Source organism: Streptomyces sp. NPDC002853, from assembly GCF_053591915.1.
This window is the reverse complement of sequence record NZ_JBSFUS010000001.1, coordinates 401,380-421,557: the sequence shown is the minus strand read 5'-3', so window position 1 is coordinate 421,557 and position 20,178 is coordinate 401,380. Positions and strand designations below refer to the sequence as shown.

Sequence of the window (20,178 nt, the reverse complement as noted above, 5' to 3'; positions counted from 1 at the left end):
GGCGGGAACATTCCAGCAGGTCACTCGGCGTGTCGCCGAGCAGTGTCCGAAGAGGGGGCAAGGCGCCTGTGAATGGGTGACCCTTGAGCTGACCGGACGCCTCCCCGCGCCCCCTCCTTTCACTTTCCCCTCGTGCCCTTCCTGCCCTTCCTGCCCCTCGTGCCTTCCCCGAGGCCCGTGGTCCGACCTGACCCCGCCTCAGACGGCGTCCCGGGGAACGTCGGCGTAGAGCTCCGCCAGTGTCCCCATCAGCTTCTCGTCGACCGCGAAGCCGGTGTCGTCGATCCGCCGCACCGGCGCGATGCCGCGCGCGTTGGTGACGAACGCGGCCGTGTACGAGGAGAGGTCGGCGAGCGTGACAGGGGCCCGGCGCGTGGGGATGCCGGCGGCCGAGAGGCGAGCTTCGAGCAGCTGCATGGTGATGCCGGTCAGGCAGGGCGCGTCGGGCCAGACGACCTCGGTGCCGTCGTGGAAGCCGATGTTCGTGACGGCGCCTTCGCTGATCGTTCCGTCGGGGGCGGTGAGCAGCGCGTCGTCGAAGCCCGCGCGCCGGGCGAGCTCTCCGTGGCGGGCCTGCCCGAAGCCGCCGATGTGCTTGATGTGCGGGAAGGGCCGCTGATAGGGGACGGACCGCAGGGCCTGCGGGCTCTCGGGCATCTCGCCCGGCGCCCGGACGGTGACCGTCACGGACGGCTCGCCATCGGGTGCGTGGACGTGGACGCGTACGGAGGCATCGGTGATGTCGTCGCGGAGCACGTGCCGGATGAGCCCGCGCACGTACTCGCCGTCCAGCTCCCGGTCGAACAGCTCACGGGTGGCCGCGTCGAGCCGCTCCAGGTGCAGCCGGAGCCCACGCGTCGCACCGCCGCCCCTGACCTGCATCGCGGTGAAGTGCCCCACGCCGCCGAGCGCGGCCCACAACAGCCGGTCCGCGGTCACGTCCCGCCCGTCGATCTCAATGCGTTGCAGGGGCGGAGGAGTTGTCGTCATGGCCGTCACCGTACGACGCCTCCGTGAAACTCCCCGCACGTCCCGCTTGACCTCAACCTAGGTTGAGCAACGAGGGTCTTCTCATGACCCAGAACACGAATGCCGCTGATTCCGCGTCCACTGCCAGTTCCTCCACTGCCACGTCTTCCACCACCGCGTTCTCCACCGCGTCCGCCGCGCCCCTGCGCGTCGCCGTCATCATCGGGAGCAATCGCGAGGGCCGCTTCGGGCCGATCGTCGCCGATTGGCTGCTCGCGCGGATCGGGGAGCGGGCGGACTTCGAGGTGGATGTCATCGACCTGGCCGATTCCCACCTGCCGACCGCGCTGTCCTTCAACCCGTCGCCCGAGACCCTTGCCGAGCTCGGCAAGGTCACGCCGAAGCTGGCCGCCGCCGATGCCTTCGTCGTCCTCACCCCCGAGTACAACCACTCCTACCCCGCCTCCCTCAAGAGCCTCATCGACTGGCACAACGCCGAGTGGCAGGCCAAGCCCCTCGCCTTCGTCTCCTACGGAGGGCTCTCCGGCGGCCTGCGCGCGGTCGAGCACCTGCGCCCGGTCTTCGCCGAGCTGCACACCATGACGATTCGCGACACCGTCTCCTTCCACAACGCGGGCGGCCTCTTCGCCGACGACGGCACCCACAAGGACCCGACGGCCGCGAATGCCGCCGCCAAGTCGATGCTCGACCAGCTCCACTGGTGGGCGTGGGCCCTTCGCAGCGCCAAGGAGGCCCGTCCCTACGGGAATTGAGGGAGGGCAAGCTTCACGCCTCCGGCAGGCGCACCGTCGCCACCGCGCCGCCGCCCGGCGCGTTGCGCAGCTCCAGCCGCGCGCCGATCGCCTGGGCCTGGCCGAAGGCGATGGTCAGGCCGAGGCCCGTGCCCTGGCCGCGTTCGCTGGCGCCGGTCTGGAAGCGCCGAGGGCCGTCCTTGAGGAGATGATCGGGGAAGCCGGGCCCGTGATCACTGACCGTGACCACGGCCCCGGCCACCCGCACGTCGACGGGGCCGGCCCCGTGCCTGCGGGCGTTGGCAACGAGATTGGCAATGATCCGCTCCAGCCGCCGCGCATCGGTGCGGACGAGCGTGTCGCTCGATCCTGACCCTGAGTCCGAGCCTGGGCCTGGGCCTGCGCCCGGGGCCAATCCTGAACCCGAGCCCGGTCCCGATTCCGGTCCCGATTCCGGTCCCGGTCCCGGCCCCGGTCCTGAGCCGGATCCCGCGCCGGATCCCGAGCCGGAGCCTGGTCCAGAGCCCGCTCCCAAGCTTGAGCCCGAGCTTGATCCCGATCCCGAGTCTGCGCCTGAGCCCGGTCCCGATTTCGAGCCGGAACCGGAGCCTGCGCCTGAGCCCAGTCCCGATGCCGAGCCCGTGGCCGCGTGCGGGTCCAAGTGCGGGTTCGAGTGCGGGTTCCAGTGCGGGTTCCAGTGCGGGTTCGCGTCGTCCGGGCCGTTTGGCGTCGTGAAGTGCACCGTGCACCCCGACCGCCGCACGATCCCCTCCGTGAGCGCGCGCAATGGATGCGTGCCCAGGTCGGGGTGTTCCATCTCCGCGTCGAGGCGCGCCACTTCGAGCAGGTCCTCGGTGAGGGTGCGCAGGGCGAGCACCCGGTCGCGCACCAGCTCCGTGGGGCGGCTCTGCGGCAGCAGTTCGGCCGCGGTGTGCAGACCGGTCAGCGGGGTGCGCAGCTCATGGGCGACGTCAGCGGTGAAGCGCTGCTCGGCCTCGAGGCGCCGCTGCAGGGACGCCGCCATCGTGTCGACGGCGGCGGCCAGTTCGGCCACCTCGTCCTTGCCGGGCCGGCTGCCCGGCACGCGCGGATGGTCGATACGGGCGTCCAGATCGCCCTGGCTGATGCGGCGCGCGGTGGCCGCGGCGGTCCGCAGCTCGCGGCTGAGGCGGCTGGCGAGCGCGGCGCCGCCCAGTGCCGCCAGGATGACGACGACGGCTCCCGAAGCCAGCAGTTGCCGGTCGAACTCCGCCATCTCCGCGGCCTGTTCGGCCAGCGGCTCACGGACCGAGAGCACCCGGTCGCCGACCGGGCGCGCCGCCCACACGACGGGGTGCTCGGCGCTCATGTCGAGGTACGTGGTCCGGCGCCCGTCCAGAGCGGCGGTCCGCAGGGACGCCGGCAGATCGGGTGCGTCCAGGGCGGCGTCCGTACGGGCGTCTCGGGCGTCTCCTGCGGTGTCGACCTGCCCCGTCAGCTCGTACAGCTGACGTACCCGCACCAGCTGCGCGGTCGCCCCCGACCTGGCGCTCTCGGAGACCTGTTCGAGCCGTGCCTGGTGGACGAGGACCCCGATGGCGACGGCGACGACCGCGCAGCCGAGCGCGAGCAGTGCGGCGATCTTCCAGCGCAGACCGAGGGCGTTGAGGGCGGCGCGGACGCGTCGGCCGATGCCTCTCACCGTGGCCCGCCCGTGCCGCGCGAGGGCTGCGGAGTGGGCGTCGGTGACGGGGAGCCGTCGGAACCGGCGTCCTCCTTGTAGTTCTTGGTGTCGCTCACCGTCGACATCCGTACGCCGTCCCAGTGGAACCGCACGGCCTGCTGGCCGCCGTCCGCGCACGAGCTGCGCACCAGCAGGTCCTTGCCGAGCGTCTCGATGCTCACGCGCTTCCCGGAGGTGAACAGGACCGGATAGACGCGTCCTTCGCGTTCCGCGTAGACGGAGAGGACGCTGCGGCCGCTTTCCGTGTCGGCGGCCACGAGCAGCTCGGGGCGCCCGTCGCCGGTCAGGTCCGTCAGGAGCGGCGGCCGCAGTCCTGCTTGCCCGGGGCGGTCGATCTCGCCCCGGTCGGCGAGCGGCTTCATCCGCGGATCGGCCCGCAGGACCTCGCGGAAGTCCTCCGTGCGGAGCCCGCCCTTGCCCGGCTTCGGCAGCCCTTCCAGGGCTTCCGGCGGCGGCTGGTGGGTGGCGGTGTCGGCTCCGGGCGCCTCGGGGGACGCGCTCGACCATGCAGGCCAGAGGGGCCGGGGGCGCGGCTGCACGGACACGGACGGCGCGGGCTCACCGGCATCGAGCCCGTCCACGCTGCCGCATCCGGCCAGCACGACGGCCGCCGTGGCGGTGAGGACGGCGGCACGGCGCAGGAGGCGGCGGTGGGGACAGGAAAGGTTCATGGCTCCACCGACGGTAGGAAGCGCGCGTCACGGATAACGGGAGGTTGTGTAACAGACAGCGGTATGTGGGATGAAAACGCGCCATTCAGGACCTTCGACCTGGCCACTGGCCCCCGGCCCCGGCCGCCGCCGCCCCTGCCCAGCCCGACGTCCCCCCGGGCTCGCACGCTGCCGCTCCGGGCAGAATCGGCGTATGACCTCGACGTACGAAACCGGCTCCGGGCCCGGGCGGGCAACGGTGCTCACCGTGTTGACCACGACCGACACCGCGCAGAAGGCGGAAGACCTCGCGAGCGGTGCGGTGGCCGCTCGGGTCGCCGCGTGTGCGCAGATCGTCGGGCCCGTCACCTCCGTCTACCGGTGGGAGGGCGCCGTCGAGACCGCCCGCGAGTGGCAGATCCTGTTCAAGACGGCCGCCGCGCGGTACGAGGCCCTGGAGTCCTGGCTGACCGAGGCCCACGATTACGACACCCCCGAGATCATCGCGACGCCGGTCGTGCGGGGGAGCGCGGACTACCTGGAGTGGGTGGAGCGGGAGAGCGCCGGATGACGAAGGAGGGGGGCCGGCTGCCGTTCTTCGTGTACGGGACGCTGCGGCCGGGGGAGCGGAACCACGACGTCCATCTGCGCGGCAGCATCGAGGCGGAGTGGCCGGCCTGGCTCCCGGGGGCGGTTCTCTACGAAGGGCCCGGCTATCCGTACCTGGTGGAGAGCGCCGAAGGCGGCCCCGTGCACGGCGAGTTGATCACGGCCGCCCCTTCCGCGTACGACCGGCTCCTCGCCGACCTCGACGCGCTGGAGGAGTACGCGCCGGGCAACCCCCGCAACCTGTACGAGCGCGTGCGGCGCGAGGTGGTCCTCCTGGGCGGGGCCCCGGCGAGCGCGTGGGTGTACGTGGCGGCGCCGTGGGTGGCGACGAGGCTGCGTGCCTCGGGGGCGGTGATCGGGGGAGGGGACTGGATGTCCCGCCGGACCGGCCGGTGAGGCGCGGGCCACGCGGTCACGCCTCACCCGCAGGCCCGCGCTGCGACGCACTTGGCGACGCGCATAGCGATGCACATAGCGACGTGCCTAGCGACGTGCTTTGCGACGCGCTTTGCGCAGCTCAAACGCCTGCGCACTCGATCTGGTGGACTGAATCACCCGTGCGAGCGACCCACGCGCAGCGCATGATCACCAAGAGTTGCCGCTGTGGCACTCTCCGTGTGCACCAGTCGGTGCGCGAGTCGGTGCGTGAGCACCACGTCCTCAGCAGGAGTTGCCCCATGAGCCTTCGCCGTTCGCTGCCGGCCCTCGTCGGCGCCGTAGCCCTCACCCTCGGCCTCCCCGTGGCGGCCGCCGCGTCCGCTCACGCCCCGTCCGCTCCCGCCTCGTCCGCCGTCATGAACCCCTGCGGCTTCTACGAGACGGGCAGCGACGCGTTCTACAACCACTGCACGGGCGACGGCTCGAACGTCGTCATCAAGGTGGAGGTGGCCATGGCCCCCGACTACGAGCGCTGCGTGGGCCCGGGCAAGCTCTGGCTGGGTTCGGCGAGCAAGATCCAGGGCGCGCACTACGTGGGACGCACCTGCTGACCTTCGCTCTCGCCCATTGACCGCGGGCCGGGGGGTTCCCCCGGCCCGCGGTCACGTCCGAGCGCCGGCCCGGCCGTCGGCCCGTTCGAGCCGCACCGCGCACACCTTGAACTCCGGCATCCGCGAGACCGGGTCGAGCGCCGGATTGGTCAGGGAGTTGGCCCGGCCCTCGCCCGGCCAGTGGAACGGCATGAAGACCGTGTCCGAGCGGATCGCGGTGGTGATCCGCGCCGGGGCGACGGCCCGCCCCCGCCGCGAGACGACGGTCACCGGCTCACCCTCCCCGACCTCGAGGCGGGCGGCGAGCCGCGGATGCAGCTCCACGAAGGGCCCGGGAGCGGCGGAGTTGAGCTCGTCGACACGGCGCGTCTGGGCCCCCGACTGATACTGCGCGAGGACCCGCCCGGTGGTCAGGAGCACGGGATACTCCGCGTCCGGCTCCTCGGCGGCGGCGCGATGGACCACCGGCACGAACCGTGCCCGCCCGTCCTCGGTGGCGAAGCGGTCGAGGAACAGGCGCGGGGTGCCCGGGTGTTCGACATCAGCCCCGGGCGAGGCCGCAGCCGCGGCCGCGACCGCCGCCGCGGCCCCGTCCCCGTCCCCGGACGCCTCCTGCGCCGACCCGTGCTCGGGGCCTTCGCTCGCGGGGCAGGGCCAGAACACCCCCTCCCCGTTTCCTTCCTTCAGGCGTGCGTACGAGATCCCCGAGTAGTCCGCCGCTCCGCCCGCGCTCGCCCGGCGCAGCTCGTCGAAGACCTCCTCCGGGTCCGTCGGGAAGCCCTTCTCGTGGCCCAGGTGGGCGGCGAGACCGTGCAGCACGTCCAGGTCGCTCCGTACGCCGTCGGGAGCGCTCACGGCCTTGCGGCGCAGCAGTACCCGCCCCTCCAGGTTCGTCACCGTGCCCGTCTCCTCGGCCCACTGCGTCACCGGCAGGACGACATCGGCGAGGCGGGCCGTCTCGGAGAGCACCACGTCGGCCACCGCCAGGAAGTCGAGCGACCGCAGCCGCTCCTCCACATGCGCGGCGCGCGGCGCCGAGACGACCGGGTTGGAACCCATCAGGAGCAGTGCCCTGATGTCCCCGCCGAGCGCGTCGAGCAGTTCGTACGCGGACCGGCCGGGCCCCGGGAGTGAATCCGGGTCGACGCCCCACACCCCCGCCACGTGGGCCCGCGCCGCCGGGTCCGTCAGCTTGCGGTAGCCGGGCAACTGGTCGGCCTTCTGACCGTGTTCGCGTCCGCCCTGGCCGTTGCCCTGCCCGGTCAGGCAGCCGTACCCGGCGAGTGGGCGGCCCGCGTTGCCGGTCGCCAGGCAGAGGTTGATCCACGCGCCCACCGTGTCCGTCCCCTTGGACTGCTGCTCGGGTCCGCGGGCGGTGAGCACCATGGCGGCCTCGGCGTCGCAGAACATCCGCATGGCGTCCCGGAGTCGGGGCACGGGAACGCCGCTGATCCGCTCCACGTACTCCGGCCAGTGCGCCATCGCCGCCGCCCGCGCGTCCTCCCAGCCGCTGGTGCGCTCCGCGATGAACGCCTCGTCCGTCCGGCCCTCGGCCACCACCAGGTGCAGCAGGCCGAGGGCGAGGGCGAGGTCGGTGCCGGGGCGCGGTGCCAGATGCAGGTCGGCCTGCTCGGCGGTGCGGGTCCTGCGCGGGTCGACGACGATCAGCTTTCCGCCGTTCTCCCTCAGCTCCGTCAGGTACCGCAGGGCGGGCGGCATCGTCTCGGCGAGGTTCGAGCCGACGAGGATCACGCAGCCGGTGCGGGGGATGTCCGCCAGCGGGAAGGGCAGGCCGCGGTCGAGCCCGAAGGCCCGCTGCCCCGCCGCTGCCGCCGACGACATGCAGAACCGGCCGTTGTAGTCGATCTGCGACGTGCCGAGTGCCACCCGTGCGAACTTCCCCAGCGCGTACGCCTTCTCGTTCGTCAGACCCCCGCCGCCGAACACTCCGCACGCGTCCGCGCCATGTTCCGTACGCGTGCGGGAAAGGCCCTCGGCGACGCGGGCGACGGCCTCCTCCCAGGTGGCCGGTTCGAGCCGGCCCGTGGCGTGGGATCGGATGAGTGGCTCGGTCAGGCGCACCCGGGAGGAGAGCACAGCGGGCGCCGTACGGCCCTTGCCGCACAGCGCGCCCCCGTTCACGGGGAACTCGGGCCGCTCCACGACCTCCGTCCCGCCGGGACCGGTGGCCAGGCCCATCCCGCATTGCAGCGCGCAGTACGGACAGTGGGTCGGTGTCGCCTTGGTGTGCATACGCTCCAGCATCCGCCGGACGTGTTACACCCCCCGACGCGCTCGCGTTACACACACGGTAATCCGACCTCATAACCCCCCGCCCCCCACTGTGAGCGCCCCCGCAACCGTCAGGGTCACGGGCCGACCCACGACCGGCACTCGGCGGCCGAGCGGGAGCAGGCAAAGGCGCCCCGTCAGGGGCGCGAGGACGGCCCACGACCGGCACCCGGTGGACAAGCGGGAGCAGGCAAAGGCGCCCGGTCAGGGGCGCGGGGAACGGCGCGAGGACGGACCACAACCCGCACCTGGCGGACAAGCGGGAGCAGGCAGACGCGCCCCGTCAGGGGCGCGAGGAACGGCGCGAGGACGGACCACGACCGGCACCCGGCGGACAAGCGGGAGCAGGCAGACGCGCCCCCGCTCAAGGCCCAGGGGCCAGACGAGGCATGGCAAGCGCCCGGCCCACGCCCGGCTCCCGGGGCCCCAGGAACCGAGGATCCGGTCGAAACGTCGCGTCCACCGCCGCCTTGCCCGCCGCGAACAGCTCCCGCGCCCCGCCGTAGTACCAGGTCGCGTCATGCTTGGCGTCGACCCCGACGCCGTACGACGAGACGCCCGCCGCGCGGCACAGCGCGACGGCCCTGCGTATGTGGAAGCCCTGGCTGATCAGCACCGCCCGGTCCACGCCGAACACCTTCTTGGCGCGCACGCAGGAGTCCCAGGTGTCGAAGCCCGCGTAGTCACTGACGATCCGCCGCCCCGGCACCCCGCGCTCGGTCAGATACGCGCGCATGGCGTCCGGCTCGTCGTACTCCTCGCGGCTGTTGTCGCCGGTGACGAGGACGACCTCTATCCGCCCCGCCTCGTACAACTCGGCAGCCGCGTCCAAGCGGTGCGCGAGATACGGCGAGGGCTCGCCCTTCCACAGCCCGGCACCGAAGACGACCGCGACCTGCGTGCGCGGCACGTCGGCCGTCGTGCGCAAGCGCCCCTCCGCCGTCACGAACAGCCAGGTGGCGGGCAGCAGCGCCACCACGCAGAGGGCCATGAAGGTCTGCACGGCCCGCCGCTGCCCCCGCCGCGTACGCGGAACCCGCAGCCACCCCGGACGCAGCGACCCCGGACGCAGCCACCCCGGACGCTTCCACTGCACCCGCAGCCACCCCGGACGCTTCATCCCGTGCCCCCGTTCCCCCGTGCCCCGAGCCGGATCCCCCCGGATCCGATCACTGCCCCAACGGTAAGCGACCCCACCGACAACCCACCTAGGACAGCGCACTGACAACGCGCCACCGCCATCGGTGAGCCAGGCCGAAAGGCCCCGTCACCGGCACGCAACGCGACCGAAATGCGACGCGGTCATCCTCGGTCCATGACGCCGTCGAACCCTCTTCGTGACGAGTCCGGCAGCACCCCTCCCGAAAGTACGGCGCACATCATGAACCGGATCACCGCCCAGCTCGGCAACCAGCTCGCCCTCGTCACGCTCGACGGCAGGCGCCGCCCCGCCCCGCGCCGCCCCGCCCCGGCACCCGACCTCGTCGTGGTCGCCCACGGCAGCCGTGACCCCCGCGCCCTCGCCACCGTCACGGCGCTCCTGGCACGGGTCCGCGAGCTGCGGCCCGGCCTCACCGTGCGCCTCGGCCACATCGAGCTGAACGAACCCCTGCTCGGCGACACCCTCGCCGATGCCACCGGCTCCGCGGTCCTCGTGCCGCTGCTGCTCAGCCGCGGCTACCACGTCAAGCACGACATCCCCGAGGCCGCGGCCCTGGCGCCGCACCTCGACACGCGCCTGGCCGCCCCGCTCGGCCCGCACCCCCTGCTGGTCGAGGCGCTGCACGACCGGCTCGTCGAGGCGGGCTGGACGCCCGAGCCCGGCCGGGCGGGGCGCCGCACCGGCGGCGTGGTCCTGGCCGCGGCCGGCTCCCGCGACCCCGACTCCGCCACGGACACCCGGCGCACGGCGGACCTCCTCGCCCAGCGGCTCGGCGTACCGGTGGTTCCCGCGTACGCCACACCGACCGCGGCCGCCCCGCTCAGCGTGGCCGCCGCGGTGCGTTCCCTCGCCGCCCGTGGCCGCCACCGCACCGCCGTGGCCTCGTACTTCACGGCACCCGGCCGCTTCGCCACGCAGTGCGCCGACGCCGCCCCCTGGATCGCGTCGGCCCCCCTCGGCGATCACCCGTCGATGGCCCGCCTCCTCCTGCACCGCTACGACACGGCCCGCGCGACCTCCCCCGCCACCCACCTGCCGCCCCGTCAGCTGACCTCCGCCTGACGCCCGCACAGGGCCCTGAAGCCCTCTTTGTCACTGCTTGCGTTTACTGTCGGTGCATGGAAGGCACTGCACCGAACGCGTACGACGAAGAGGCGGCCTATGACAAGGCCGCCGTCGAGCGATGGGCCACCGAGCCCGACAAGAGGCCGGGGCGCACCGCCTTCCAGCGGGACCGCGCGCGTGTCCTGCACTCCGCGGCGCTGCGCCGCCTCGCCGGGAAGACCCAGGTGGTCACCCCCGGCACGCGCAGCAACGAGGCGTGGGACGCCAGTGCCCGTACCCGTCTGACGCACTCCCTGGAGTGCGCCCAGGTCGGCCGCGAGCTCGGCGCCGCCCTCGGCTGCGACCCGGACCTGGTGGAGACCGCCTGCCTCTCGCACGACATGGGCCACCCGCCTTTCGGCCACAACGGCGAGCAGGCGCTGAACGAAGTCGCCGAGAGCTGCGGCGGTTTCGAGGGCAACGCCCAGTCCTTGCGCCTCCTCACCCGTATCGAGCCGAAGCGCTTCGTGAGAAGCGAGGAGACGGACGAACTGGTCGGCGTGGGGCTCAACCTGACCCGGGCCGCCCTGGACGCCGCCACCAAGTACCCCTGGCCGCGCGGCGCTCACCCCACCGACCCGGACTCTCCCAAGTTCGGCGTCTATGAGGACGACCGGCCGGTCTTCGACTGGGTCCGCAAGGAGGCTCCCGGCCGCCGCACCTGCTTCGAGGCCCAGGTCATGGACTGGGCGGACGACGTGGCGTACTCGGTGCACGACATCGAGGACGGCCTGCACGCCGGGCACCTCGACCCGAACCTCCTGCACGCCGAGCCCGAGCGCCAGGACATCTTCGCCGTCGCCATCGGTCGCTACGTACCGGCGGACACCGACCCCGAAGAGCTCTCCGAGGCCCTCGACCGCCTCCTGGACCAGGAGTGGTGGCCCCATGGGTACGACGGCTCGGCCATCGCCCAGGGCCGCCTGAAGGACGCCACCAGCCAGCTCATCGGCCACTTCTGCCTCGCCGCCGAGACCGCCACCCGCCTGCGGTACGGCAAGGGGCCCCTCACGAGGTACGCGGCCGAACTCGTCGTCCCGCGCGAAGCCCGCCACGAGTGCGCGGTCCTCAAGGCCGTCGCCGACCGGTATGTGATGCAGCGCCCCGCCCAGGAGAGGCTGCGTGCCGATCAGCGGATCGTCGTCGCAGAGCTGGCCGAGGCGCTCACGGCCAGGGCCCCCGAAGGACTCGACCCGCAGTTCCGCGCGCTGTACGACACGGCGCCCGACGACCGCGCGGCCCTGCGCGTGGTCGTCGACCAGATCGCGTCGCTCACGGACGCCGCCGCGCGTTCCCTGCACGCGCGGCTCACGGCGAGACAGCCCTGACATATAAGGCCCTGACATATGCGGAATGAGCCGATCGACCACGGGGCGTGACGAAAACTGGCCGGATCGGGTCGCAACCCCTTCCCGCATCACGCTCCGTGCGGGACGCTCCCCTGACGGCAAGGCTTTGAGGAGGCATCAAGTGGTCGACGCGGATCAGACGTTCGTCATTGTCGGAGGAGGTCTCGCGGGCGCGAAAGCGGCCGAGACGCTCCGGTCGGAGGGCTTCACCGGCCGGGTGATCCTCATCGGCGACGAACGCGACCACCCGTACGAGCGCCCGCCCCTGTCGAAGGGATATCTCCTGGGCAAGGAGGAGCGCGACAGCGTCTTCGTCCACGAACCCTCCTGGTACGCGCAGTCGGACGTGGAGCTGCACCTCGGCCAGACCGTCGTCTCCATCGACCGCGAGGCCAAGGCCGTCCGCCTCGGTGACCGGGACGTCATCCACTACGACAAGCTCCTGCTCGCCACGGGTGCGGAGCCGCGCCGCCTCGACGTCCCCGGCACCGGCCTGGTCGGCGTGCACCACCTGCGCCGCCTCGCGCACGCCGACCGGCTGCGCCAGGTGCTGGCCGGTCTCGGCCGTGACAACGGCCACCTGGTGATCGCCGGGGCCGGCTGGATCGGCCTGGAGGTCGCCGCCGCCGCGCGGACGTACGGCGCGGAGGTCACCGTCGTCGAGCCGCAGGCCACCCCGCTGCACGCGGTGCTCGGGCCCGAGATCGGCCAGATGTTCACCGACCTGCACGCCGAGCACGGGGTGCGCTTCCACTTCGGCGCCACGCTCACCGAGATCGCGGGGGAGGACGGCCTGGTCCTGGCGGCCCGCACGGACGACGGCGAGGAGCACCCGGCGCACGACGTGCTCGCCGCGATCGGCGCGGCCCCGCGCACCGGGCTCGCCGAGGCGGCGGGTCTGGAGATCGCCGACCGCGCGCACGGCGGCGGTGTCGTGGTCGACGCCTCGCTGCGGACCTCGGACCCGGACATCTTCGCCGCGGGCGACGTGGCCGCCGTCCAGCACCCGCTCTTCGACACCAGGCTGCGCGTGGAGCACTGGGCGAACGCCCTGAACGGCGGTCCGGCCGCGGCCCGCGCGATGCTCGGCCAGGACGTGTCGTACGACCGCGTGCCCTACTTCTTCTCGGACCAGTACGACGTGGGTCTGGAGTACTCGGGGTGGGCGCCGCCGGGTACGTACGACCAGGTCGTGGTCCGGGGCGACGCGGGGAAGCGGGAGTTCGTCGCCTTCTGGCTGAGCGAGGGCCGGGTCCTCGCCGGGATGAACGTGAATGTGTGGGACGTCACGGACCCGATCCAGCGGCTGATCCGCGTCGGCGCGCGGCCGCCCGCCGAGGCCCTCTCCGACCCGTCCGTCCCCCTGGAGTCGCTGCTCGGGTGACGGGCCGGGCGGGAGTGTCACAGCAGGGCCGTAGTATTCCCACGTGGCAGGCAGGATCAATGACGAGGACGTGAAGGCGGTTCGGGACGCGGTCCCGATCGACGCCGTGGTCTCCGACTACCTCCAGCTGCGGAACGCGGGCGGCGGCAACCTCAAGGGCCTGTGCCCCTTCCACGACGAGAAGTCACCGTCCTTCCAGGTCAGCCCCAGCAAGGGTCTCTTCCACTGCTTCGGCTGCCAGGAAGGCGGCGACACGATCGCCTTCGTGATGAAGATCGACCACCTCACCTTCTCGGAGACGGTCGAGCGCCTCGCCGCCCAGGCGGGCATCACCCTGCGGTACGAAGAGGGCGGGTACAACCCCACGAGCCAGCGCGGCGAGCGCATCCGGCTCGTCGAGGCCCACAAGATCGCCGCGCAGTTCTACATCGACCAGCTGGAGGGCCCCGAAGCCGAGATCGGCCGGAAGTTCCTGGCCGAGCGCGGCTTCGACCAGGCCGCCGCCGCACACTTCGGCGTCGGCTACAGCCCCGCGGGCTGGGACCACCTCACCCGGTTCCTGCGCGGCAAGGGCTTCACCGACAAGGAGCTCGTCCTCTCCGGCATCTCCCAGGAGGGCCGCCGCGGCCCCATCGACCGCTTCCGCGGCCGTCTGATGTGGCCGATCCGCGACATCAGCGGCGAGGTCGTCGGCTTCGGCGCGCGCAAGCTGCGCGACGACGACAACGGCCCGAAGTACCTCAACACCCCCGAGACGCCGATCTACAAGAAGGGCCAGGTGCTCTACGGGGTGGACCTGGCCAAGAAGGAGATCGCCAAGACCTCCCGCGCGGTCGTCGTCGAGGGGTACACCGACGTCATGGCCTGCCACCTCGCCGGTGTCACCACGGCCATCGCGACCTGCGGCACCGCTTTCGGCGGCGACCACATCAAGATCCTGCGCCGCCTCCTGATGGACAACGGCTCGGCGCGCGTGATCTTCACCTTCGACGGTGACGCGGCAGGCCAGAAGGCCGCCCTGCGCGCCTTCGAGGACGACCAGAAGTTCGCCGCCGAGACGTACATCGCCATCGCGCCCGAGGGCATGGACCCCTGCGAGCTGCGTCTGGCCAAGGGGGACGCGGCGGTCGCCGACCTCGTCGAACCCCGCACGCCGCTCTTCGAGTTCGCGCTGCGCCAGATCGTCGCGCGCTACGACCTGGAGACCCCCGCGGGCCGCGCCGCGGCCCTGGACGAGGCGGCGCCGGTCGTGGCCCGCATCAAGAACAGCGGCGCGCAGCACGAGGTGGCCGTCCAGCTCGCCGGGATGCTCGGCATCCTGGACACCCAGTTCGTGGTCAAGCGCGTGGCCCAGCTCGCGCGTTGGGCCCGCGACCGGGGCGGCAGGGGCCCGGCCCCGCAGCAGCAGCGCCCGCACCAGAACCAGCAGTACGGGCCCTCGGCGCCGTCTGTGCCCTCAGGGCCCTCAGGGCCCGCACTCACCCTGCGCAGCCCCGCCCACCGCACCGAGCGCGAGCTGCTCAAGCTGGCCCTGCAGCGCCCTGAGCTGGTCTCCCCGGCCTTCGACGCGTACGGCGTCGACGAGTTCACCGCGCCGCCGTACGCGGCGGTGCGCCAGTGCGTCGAGGAGGCGGGCGGCGCCGAGGCCGGCATCCCCGAGCCGCAGACCTACCTCGCCCGCGTCCTGGACGCGGCGCCGGACGACACGGTCCGCGCCATGGTCACCGAGCTGGCCGTCGAGGCGATCCTGCGCAAGCAGGTGGACGAGATCTACGCGGGCACGCAGCTCGTCCAGGTCAGGCTGCGCGCCGTCGACCGCCGCATCCGTGACGTCCAGGGCAGCCTGACCCGCCTGAGCGCACAGGGCGACCCCGCACAACTGGCCGCGGTGCAGAACGAGTTGTGGATCCTCCAGCAGTACGCCCAGGCTCTCCGCGAGCGCGGCGCCGACGCACTCTGAGGTTATTCCGGCGGCAGGCTGGTTACCCGCCGGGTAACCGAGCGGTCACGCACCGGACTCAAAAAGTCACCGCACGCCCCTCGTGGCGGCCGTGTGTCGTACCCCACACTGGGTTGCGGTGCCTGAGTCCTCGGAGCGCGGCCGGCCCGCAGACAGCGGATGCGGATCCGGTACACCCGCGATTCCACACATCGTGTTCGGGACGGACAGCGGCGAGGCCGTCGAAGCCGATCCCGCTGTACCGCTGCCGCACGCCTCAGCAGCGATCATCATGGAGGTCGCCCCCGTGCAGACCCAGACCCTCAGCCAGAGCGAGACCGCCGTTGCCGCGGAAGCGGAGGCGGCGGCGGATACGGACGTCATCGCGGCCGTACCGCAGCAGAGCCGCGCCGCACGGCACCCGGAGGCGGGTCGCGAAAGCCCCGGGGTCCAGTCGGCCCCCGAACCCCCGGACGCCCCGGAGGCGCTCGAACCGGACAGCGGTGAGCTGCCCCTGCCGCCCGCGCCCCGCAGCCGCGCCGACACCGGCGGCCCCTCGTCCGACCTGTTCCGGCAGTATCTGCGCGAGATCGGCCGTATCCCCCTGCTGACCGCGGCGGAGGAAGTGGAACTGGCGCGCGGCGTCGAGGCCGGCCTGTTCGCCGAGGAGAAGCTGCGCCTCGCCACCGACCTGGACTCCCAACTCGCCCTCGATCTCGACAAGTTGGTGGTCGTCGGCCGGATGGCCAAGCGCCGCCTGATCGAGGCCAACCTCCGCCTGGTCGTCTCCGTCGCCAAGCGGTACGTGGGGCGCGGACTGACGATGCTCGACCTCGTCCAGGAGGGAAACCTGGGCCTCATCAGGGCGGTCGAGAAGTTCGACTACGCCCGCGGCTACAAGTTCTCCACGTACGCGACGTGGTGGATCCGTCAGGCGATGTCGCGGGCCCTCGCCGACCAGGCCCGCACCATCCGCGTTCCCGTGCACGTCGTGGAGCTCATCAACCGCGTCGTCCGCGTCCAGCGCCGCATGCTCCAGGAGCGGGGGTACGAACCGACCCCCGAAGAGGTCGCCGCGCACCTCGACCTGCCGCACGAGCGGGTCAGCGAGGTCCTGCGCCTGGCCCAGGAACCGGTGTCGCTGCACGCGCCCGTGGGCGAGGAGGACGACGTCGCGCTCGGCGACCTCATCGAGGACGGCGACGCGACGAGCCCCGTCGAGTCGGCGGCCTTCCTCCTCCTGCGCGAGCACCTGGAGGCGGTCCTCTCCACGCTCGGCGAGCGCGAACGCAAGGTGGTCCAGCTGCGCTACGGCCTCGCGGACGGCAGGCCCCGCACCCTGGAGGAGATAGGCCGGATCTTCGGCGTGACGCGCGAACGCATCCGCCAGATCGAGTCCAAGACCCTCAACAAGCTGCGGGACCACGCCTTCGCGGACCAGCTGCGCGGCTACCTCGACTGACCGTTCAACTGACCGGCTCAGTCGATCTCGGCCACCGCCTGCGCGAACTGAGCCGCGTACAGACGCGCGTACGCTCCCTCGGCCGCCAGCAGGTCGTCATGCGTGCCCTGCTCCACGATCGACCCGTTCTCCATCACCAGGATGGTGTCCGCGTCGCGGATCGTGGACAGCCGGTGCGCGATGACGAACGAGGTCCGCCCGTGGGCGAGCCGCGCCATCGCCTTCTGGATGAGCACCTCCGTACGGGTGTCGACCGAGCTGGTCGCCTCGTCGAGGACCAGGATCACCGGGTCGGAGAGGAACGCCCGTGCGATCGTGATCAGCTGCTTCTCGCCCGCGCTCACCCCCGTGCCCTCGTCGTCGATGACCGTGTCGTAGCCGTCGGGCAGCGTGCGGCAGAAGCGGTCGGCGTGAGCCGCCCGCGCCGCCTCCTCGATCTCCTCGCGGGTCACGTCCTTGGCCGCTCCGTACGCGATGTTCTCCGCGATGGTGCCGCCGAACAGCCAGGTGTCCTGGAGCACCATGCCTATGCCGGAGCGCAGTTCGTCGCGCGACATCTTCGCGATGTCGACCCCGTCGAGCGTGATGCGCCCGCCGGTGACCTCGTAGAACCGCATCAGGAGATTGACCAGCGTGGTCTTGCCCGCCCCTGTCGGACCGACGATCGCCACCGTGTGGCCGGGATCGACCTTCAGGGACAGGTCCTCGATGAGCGGCTTGTCCTTCTCGTAGCGGAAGGACACCTGCTCCATCTCGACCCGGCCGCGTGGCTGGTCGGGACGCATCCCGGGCACCGGGTCGGCCTCCTGCTCCTCGGCGTCGAGCAGCTCGAAGACCCGCTCGGCGGAGGCGACACCGGACTGCACCAGGTTCGCCATCGAGGCGACCTGCGTGAGCGGCATCGAGAACTGCCGTGAGTACTGGATGAACGCCTGCACGTCGCCGATGGACAGCGCGCCGGACGCGACCCTGAGGCCACCGACCACGGCCACGAGCACGTAGTTGAGGTTCGACATGAAGAACATCAGCGGCTGCATGGCCCCGCTGTTGAACTGCGCCTTGAACCCGGCCTCGTACAGCGCGTCGTTCTGCTCGGCGAACGCCTTCGCCGACTCCTCCTGGCGCCCGAAGACCTTCACCAGGTTGTGCCCGGTGTACATCTCCTCGATGTGCGCGTTGAGCTTGCCGGTGGACTTCCACTGCTGCACGAACTGCGGCTGCGACCGCTTGCCGACCTTCGTCGCCACGAAGAACGACAGCGGCACGGTGACGAGCGCCACCAGGGCGAGCAGCGGCGAGACGTAGAACATCATCACCAGTACGCCGACGATGGTGAGCAGCGAGTTCACCAGCTGACCCATGGTCTGCTGCAGGGTCTGGCCGATGTTGTCGAGGTCGTTCGTCGCCCGGCTGAGCACCTCGCCGCGCTGCCGCTTGTCGAAGTACGACAGGGGGAGCCGCGACAGCTTCGCCTGGACGTCCTCGCGCATCCGGAACACGGTCAGGTTGACCGCCCGGTTCACCAGCCGCGTCGCGACCGCCATCAGGAGCCCCGCGAACAGGAACACAACCAGGGCGAGCAGCAGCACCTCGCCGACGGCGCCGAAGTCGATGCCCTCGCCCGGCGTGAAGTCCACACCCTTGAGCATGTCGGCCATGCCGCCGTCGCCCTTGTCGCGCAGGGCCTCGATGGCCTGCTCCTTGGTGACGCCGTCGGGCATGTCACGGCCGACGATGCCCGCGAAGAGCAGGTCGGTCGCCCGGCCGAGGATCTTCGGTCCGAGCACGGTGAGCGCCACGCTGATCGTGACGGCGGCCAGCATCGCGTACAGCGTGGCGCGCTCGGGCCTGAACTGCGCGAGCAGCCGCTTGCCCGACCCCTTGAAGTCCATCGACCGGGAGTCCGGCCCCATCATCTGTCCGCCACCCGGACCGGCCATCACGCGGCCTCCGCTTCCGTCAGCTGGGAGAGCACGATCTCCCGGTAGGTCTCATTGCTCTCCATCAGCTCCTGATGGCGTCCCGTCCCCACGACCCGGCCCTCGTCCAGGACGATGATGCGGTCGGCGTCCCTGATCGTCGCCACGCGCTGGGCGACGATCACGACGGTCGCCTCGGCGGTCTCACGGCCGAGCGCGGCGCGCAGGGCGGCGTCCGTGGCGTAGTCGAGGGCCGAGAACGAGTCGTCGAAGAGATAGATCTCGGGGCGCTGTACGAGCGTCCGCGCGATGGCGAGGCGCTGGCGCTGCCCGCCGGAGACGTTCGTGCCGCCCTGCGAGATGGGCGCGTTCAGGCCCTCCTCCAGGCTTTCGACGAAGCCCTTGGCCTGGGCCACGTCGAGCGCGTGCCAGAGCTCCTCGTCGGTCGCGTCGGGGTTTCCGTAGCGGAGGTTGGTGGCGACCGTGCCGGCGAAGAGGTACGGCTTCTGCGGCACCAGGCCCACGGTCCTCGCGAGCAGCGCGGGCTCGATGGTGTGCACGGGCACGTCGTCCACCAGGACCTCGCCCTCGGTGGCGTCGATGAGCCGCGGCACGAGGCCGAGCAGCGTCGACTTGCCGCTGCCGGTCGACCCGATCACGGCGGTCGTCTCGCCGGGCCGCGCGACCAGGCCGACGGCCTTCAGGACGGGCTCCTCGGCGCCGGGGTAGCGGAAGCCCGCGTCGCGGATCTCCAGGTGTCCGTGGCGCCGCAACTCCCGTACGGGGGAGGCCGGGGGCACCACGCTGCTCTCGGTGTCCAGGACCTCCTCGATGCGCTCGGCGCAGACCTCGGCGCGCGGCACCATCATGAACATGAAGGTGGCCATCATCACGGACATCACGATCTGCATCAGATACGCGAGGAACGCGGTGAGCGCCCCGATCTGCATGCCGCCGCTGTCGATGCGGTGCGCGCCGAACCACACCACGGCGATCGAGGAGACGTTCACGACGGTCATGACGATCGGGAACATCAGGGCGAGCAGCCTGCCGGTGGCGAGCGACACGTCGGTCAGGTCGGCGTTGGCCTTGCGGAAGCGGTCCTTCTCGTAGTCGTCGCGGACGAAGGCGCGGATGACGCGGTTGCCGGTGATCTGCTCGCGCAGCACACGGTTCACGGTGTCCAGGCGCACCTGCATCGTGCGGAAGAGCGGGCGAAGGCGCTTCACGATCAGGCTCACGCAGATCGCGAGGACGGGGACGACGGCGATCAGGACACCCGAGAGCGGTACGTCGAGGCCGAGGGCCATGATGATGCCGCCGACGCACATGATCGGCGCCGAGACCATCAGCGTGAACGACATCAGGACCAGCATCTGCACCTGCTGGACGTCGTTCGTGGTCCGGGTGATCAGCGTCGGCGCGCCGAACTGCCCCAACTCCCGTGCGGAGAACGACTGCACGCGGTCGAAGACGGCGGCCCTGACGTCGCGGCCGAGCGCGGCGGCGGTGCGGGCGCCGTAGTAGACGGCGCCCACGTTGCAGACCACCTGGGCGACGGTGACGGCGATCATGATGCCGCCGAACGACAGGATGTAGCCCGTGTCGCCCTTCACGACACCCTTGTCGATGATGTCGGCGTTGAGCGTGGGCAGATAGAGCGAGGCGCACGTCTGCAGGAACTGCAGCAGCACCAGCAGGGCGATGGGTTTCTTGTACGGGCCGAGGTGGGTCCGCAGGAGTCGTATGAGCACGAGGTCTCTCGAGAGGCGTGGGCAGGGTTCCGGGCGGAGTCGCCCCCATACTCCGACACCGCACCCGCCCGTGCGCAACCGATTAAGCCATGACCCGGTAAAAGATTAGTCCGGGTCAAGA

The 20,178-nt window shown here is 71.7% G+C and carries 16 protein-coding genes; 9 read left to right on the top strand and 7 right to left on the bottom strand.

What is annotated here, in order from left to right; genetic code table 11:
• Nucleotides 1-198: 198 nt before the first annotated feature.
• On the bottom strand, nucleotides 199-990 hold the full coding sequence (locus ACWD02_RS01915; protein ID WP_451203433.1) for an aminotransferase class IV family protein: 792 nt from the start codon (nucleotides 988-990) through the stop codon (nucleotides 199-201).
• Between the two features lie 83 nt (nucleotides 991-1,073).
• On the opposite strand from ACWD02_RS01915, the gene ACWD02_RS01910 reads away from it, so the two are divergent.
• Nucleotides 1,074-1,742, top strand: coding sequence for an NADPH-dependent FMN reductase (locus tag ACWD02_RS01910; RefSeq protein WP_451203431.1), 669 nt, complete (start codon nucleotides 1,074-1,076; stop codon nucleotides 1,740-1,742).
• 13 nt (nucleotides 1,743-1,755) lie between these two features.
• Here ACWD02_RS01910 and ACWD02_RS01905 read toward each other — a convergent pair whose 3' ends face one another.
• Nucleotides 1,756-3,402, bottom strand: coding sequence for an ATP-binding protein (locus ACWD02_RS01905; protein ID WP_451203428.1), 1,647 nt, complete (start codon nucleotides 3,400-3,402; stop codon nucleotides 1,756-1,758).
• The gene (locus ACWD02_RS01900) at nucleotides 3,399-4,115 is read right to left on the bottom strand and encodes a hypothetical protein (protein ID WP_451203426.1); all 717 of its coding nucleotides are present in this window, start codon (nucleotides 4,113-4,115) and stop codon (nucleotides 3,399-3,401) included. The genes ACWD02_RS01905 and ACWD02_RS01900 overlap by 4 nt, the downstream gene beginning before the upstream one ends.
• Before the next feature lie 193 nt (nucleotides 4,116-4,308).
• Between ACWD02_RS01900 and cutA the strand changes: the two genes are divergently transcribed.
• The 3 genes from cutA to ACWD02_RS01885 all read left to right on the top strand — a co-directional run bounded on the left by cutA (nucleotide 4,309) and on the right by ACWD02_RS01885 (nucleotide 5,692).
• Nucleotides 4,309-4,665, top strand: a complete 357-nt coding sequence (gene cutA / locus ACWD02_RS01895; RefSeq protein ID WP_451203424.1) for a divalent-cation tolerance protein CutA — start codon at nucleotides 4,309-4,311, stop codon at nucleotides 4,663-4,665.
• The gene (locus ACWD02_RS01890; protein WP_451203422.1) at nucleotides 4,662-5,099 is read left to right on the top strand and encodes a gamma-glutamylcyclotransferase family protein; all 438 of its coding nucleotides are present in this window, start codon (nucleotides 4,662-4,664) and stop codon (nucleotides 5,097-5,099) included. Before cutA ends, ACWD02_RS01890 begins: the two co-directional genes overlap by 4 nt.
• Before the next feature lie 281 nt (nucleotides 5,100-5,380).
• Nucleotides 5,381-5,692: a DUF6355 family natural product biosynthesis protein gene (locus tag ACWD02_RS01885; RefSeq protein ID WP_451203420.1), complete on the top strand. Its 312-nt coding sequence runs from the start codon at nucleotides 5,381-5,383 to the stop codon at nucleotides 5,690-5,692.
• A 51-nt stretch (nucleotides 5,693-5,743) separates the two neighbouring features.
• On the opposite strand, the gene ACWD02_RS01880 is transcribed toward ACWD02_RS01885, so the two are convergent.
• Together ACWD02_RS01880 and ACWD02_RS01875 are read right to left on the bottom strand one after the other, a co-directional pair.
• Nucleotides 5,744-7,945: a molybdopterin oxidoreductase family protein gene (locus ACWD02_RS01880; protein ID WP_451203418.1), complete on the bottom strand. Its 2,202-nt coding sequence runs from the start codon at nucleotides 7,943-7,945 to the stop codon at nucleotides 5,744-5,746.
• Between the two features lie 403 nt (nucleotides 7,946-8,348).
• Entirely contained in the window at nucleotides 8,349-9,104 is a 756-nt protein-coding gene (locus ACWD02_RS01875) for a SanA/YdcF family protein (protein ID WP_451203416.1), read from the bottom strand.
• Between the two features lie 195 nt (nucleotides 9,105-9,299).
• On the opposite strand from ACWD02_RS01875, the gene ACWD02_RS01870 reads away from it, so the two are divergent.
• From ACWD02_RS01870 to ACWD02_RS01850, 5 genes are all read left to right on the top strand, one after another.
• On the top strand, nucleotides 9,300-10,208 hold the full coding sequence (locus tag ACWD02_RS01870) for a sirohydrochlorin chelatase (RefSeq protein WP_451203414.1): 909 nt from the start codon (nucleotides 9,300-9,302) through the stop codon (nucleotides 10,206-10,208).
• A gap of 56 nt (nucleotides 10,209-10,264) precedes the next feature.
• Nucleotides 10,265-11,578, top strand: coding sequence for a deoxyguanosinetriphosphate triphosphohydrolase (locus ACWD02_RS01865; protein WP_451203412.1), 1,314 nt, complete (start codon nucleotides 10,265-10,267; stop codon nucleotides 11,576-11,578).
• Nucleotides 11,579-11,720: 142 nt separating this feature from the next.
• The gene (locus tag ACWD02_RS01860; protein ID WP_451203410.1) at nucleotides 11,721-12,983 is read left to right on the top strand and encodes an NAD(P)/FAD-dependent oxidoreductase; all 1,263 of its coding nucleotides are present in this window, start codon (nucleotides 11,721-11,723) and stop codon (nucleotides 12,981-12,983) included.
• Between the two features lie 43 nt (nucleotides 12,984-13,026).
• Nucleotides 13,027-14,943 (top strand): DNA primase, encoded by a 1,917-nt coding sequence (gene dnaG, locus ACWD02_RS01855; RefSeq protein ID WP_451203408.1) that lies wholly within the window; start codon nucleotides 13,027-13,029, stop codon nucleotides 14,941-14,943.
• A 118-nt stretch (nucleotides 14,944-15,061) separates the two neighbouring features.
• The gene (locus ACWD02_RS01850) at nucleotides 15,062-16,384 is read left to right on the top strand and encodes an RNA polymerase sigma factor (RefSeq protein WP_451203406.1); all 1,323 of its coding nucleotides are present in this window, start codon (nucleotides 15,062-15,064) and stop codon (nucleotides 16,382-16,384) included.
• 17 nt (nucleotides 16,385-16,401) lie between these two features.
• On the opposite strand, the gene ACWD02_RS01845 is transcribed toward ACWD02_RS01850, so the two are convergent.
• Both ACWD02_RS01845 and ACWD02_RS01840 read right to left on the bottom strand, forming a co-directional pair.
• Nucleotides 16,402-18,324 carry an ABC transporter ATP-binding protein gene (locus tag ACWD02_RS01845; protein WP_451203404.1) on the bottom strand — a complete coding sequence of 641 codons (1,923 nt, stop codon included), beginning with the start codon at nucleotides 18,322-18,324 and terminating at the stop codon, nucleotides 16,402-16,404.
• A complete protein-coding gene (locus ACWD02_RS01840; protein ID WP_451203402.1) occupies nucleotides 18,324-20,057 on the bottom strand; it encodes an ABC transporter ATP-binding protein in 1,734 nt (577 codons plus the stop codon). Before ACWD02_RS01840 ends, ACWD02_RS01845 begins: the two co-directional genes overlap by 1 nt.
• Nucleotides 20,058-20,178: the final 121 nt, after the last annotated feature.

What these genes read in the sequence shown, in the direction of transcription:
- ACWD02_RS01915 (WP_451203433.1), bottom strand. Translation starts at nt 990, where the DNA reads ATGACGACAACTCCTCCGCCCCTGCAACGCATTGAGATCGACGGGCGG.
- ACWD02_RS01910 (WP_451203431.1), top strand. Translation starts at nt 1,074, where the DNA reads ATGACCCAGAACACGAATGCCGCTGATTCCGCGTCCACTGCCAGTTCC.
- ACWD02_RS01900 (WP_451203426.1), bottom strand. Translation starts at nt 4,115, where the DNA reads ATGAACCTTTCCTGTCCCCACCGCCGCCTCCTGCGCCGTGCCGCCGTC.
- cutA (WP_451203424.1), top strand. Translation starts at nt 4,309, where the DNA reads ATGACCTCGACGTACGAAACCGGCTCCGGGCCCGGGCGGGCAACGGTG.
- ACWD02_RS01890 (WP_451203422.1), top strand. Translation starts at nt 4,662, where the DNA reads ATGACGAAGGAGGGGGGCCGGCTGCCGTTCTTCGTGTACGGGACGCTG.
- ACWD02_RS01885 (WP_451203420.1), top strand. Translation starts at nt 5,381, where the DNA reads ATGAGCCTTCGCCGTTCGCTGCCGGCCCTCGTCGGCGCCGTAGCCCTC.
- ACWD02_RS01880 (WP_451203418.1), bottom strand. Translation starts at nt 7,945, where the DNA reads ATGCACACCAAGGCGACACCGACCCACTGTCCGTACTGCGCGCTGCAA.
- ACWD02_RS01875 (WP_451203416.1), bottom strand. Translation starts at nt 9,104, where the DNA reads ATGAAGCGTCCGGGGTGGCTGCGGGTGCAGTGGAAGCGTCCGGGGTGG.
- ACWD02_RS01870 (WP_451203414.1), top strand. Translation starts at nt 9,300, where the DNA reads ATGACGCCGTCGAACCCTCTTCGTGACGAGTCCGGCAGCACCCCTCCC.
- ACWD02_RS01865 (WP_451203412.1), top strand. Translation starts at nt 10,265, where the DNA reads ATGGAAGGCACTGCACCGAACGCGTACGACGAAGAGGCGGCCTATGAC.
- ACWD02_RS01845 (WP_451203404.1), bottom strand. Translation starts at nt 18,324, where the DNA reads ATGGCCGGTCCGGGTGGCGGACAGATGATGGGGCCGGACTCCCGGTCG.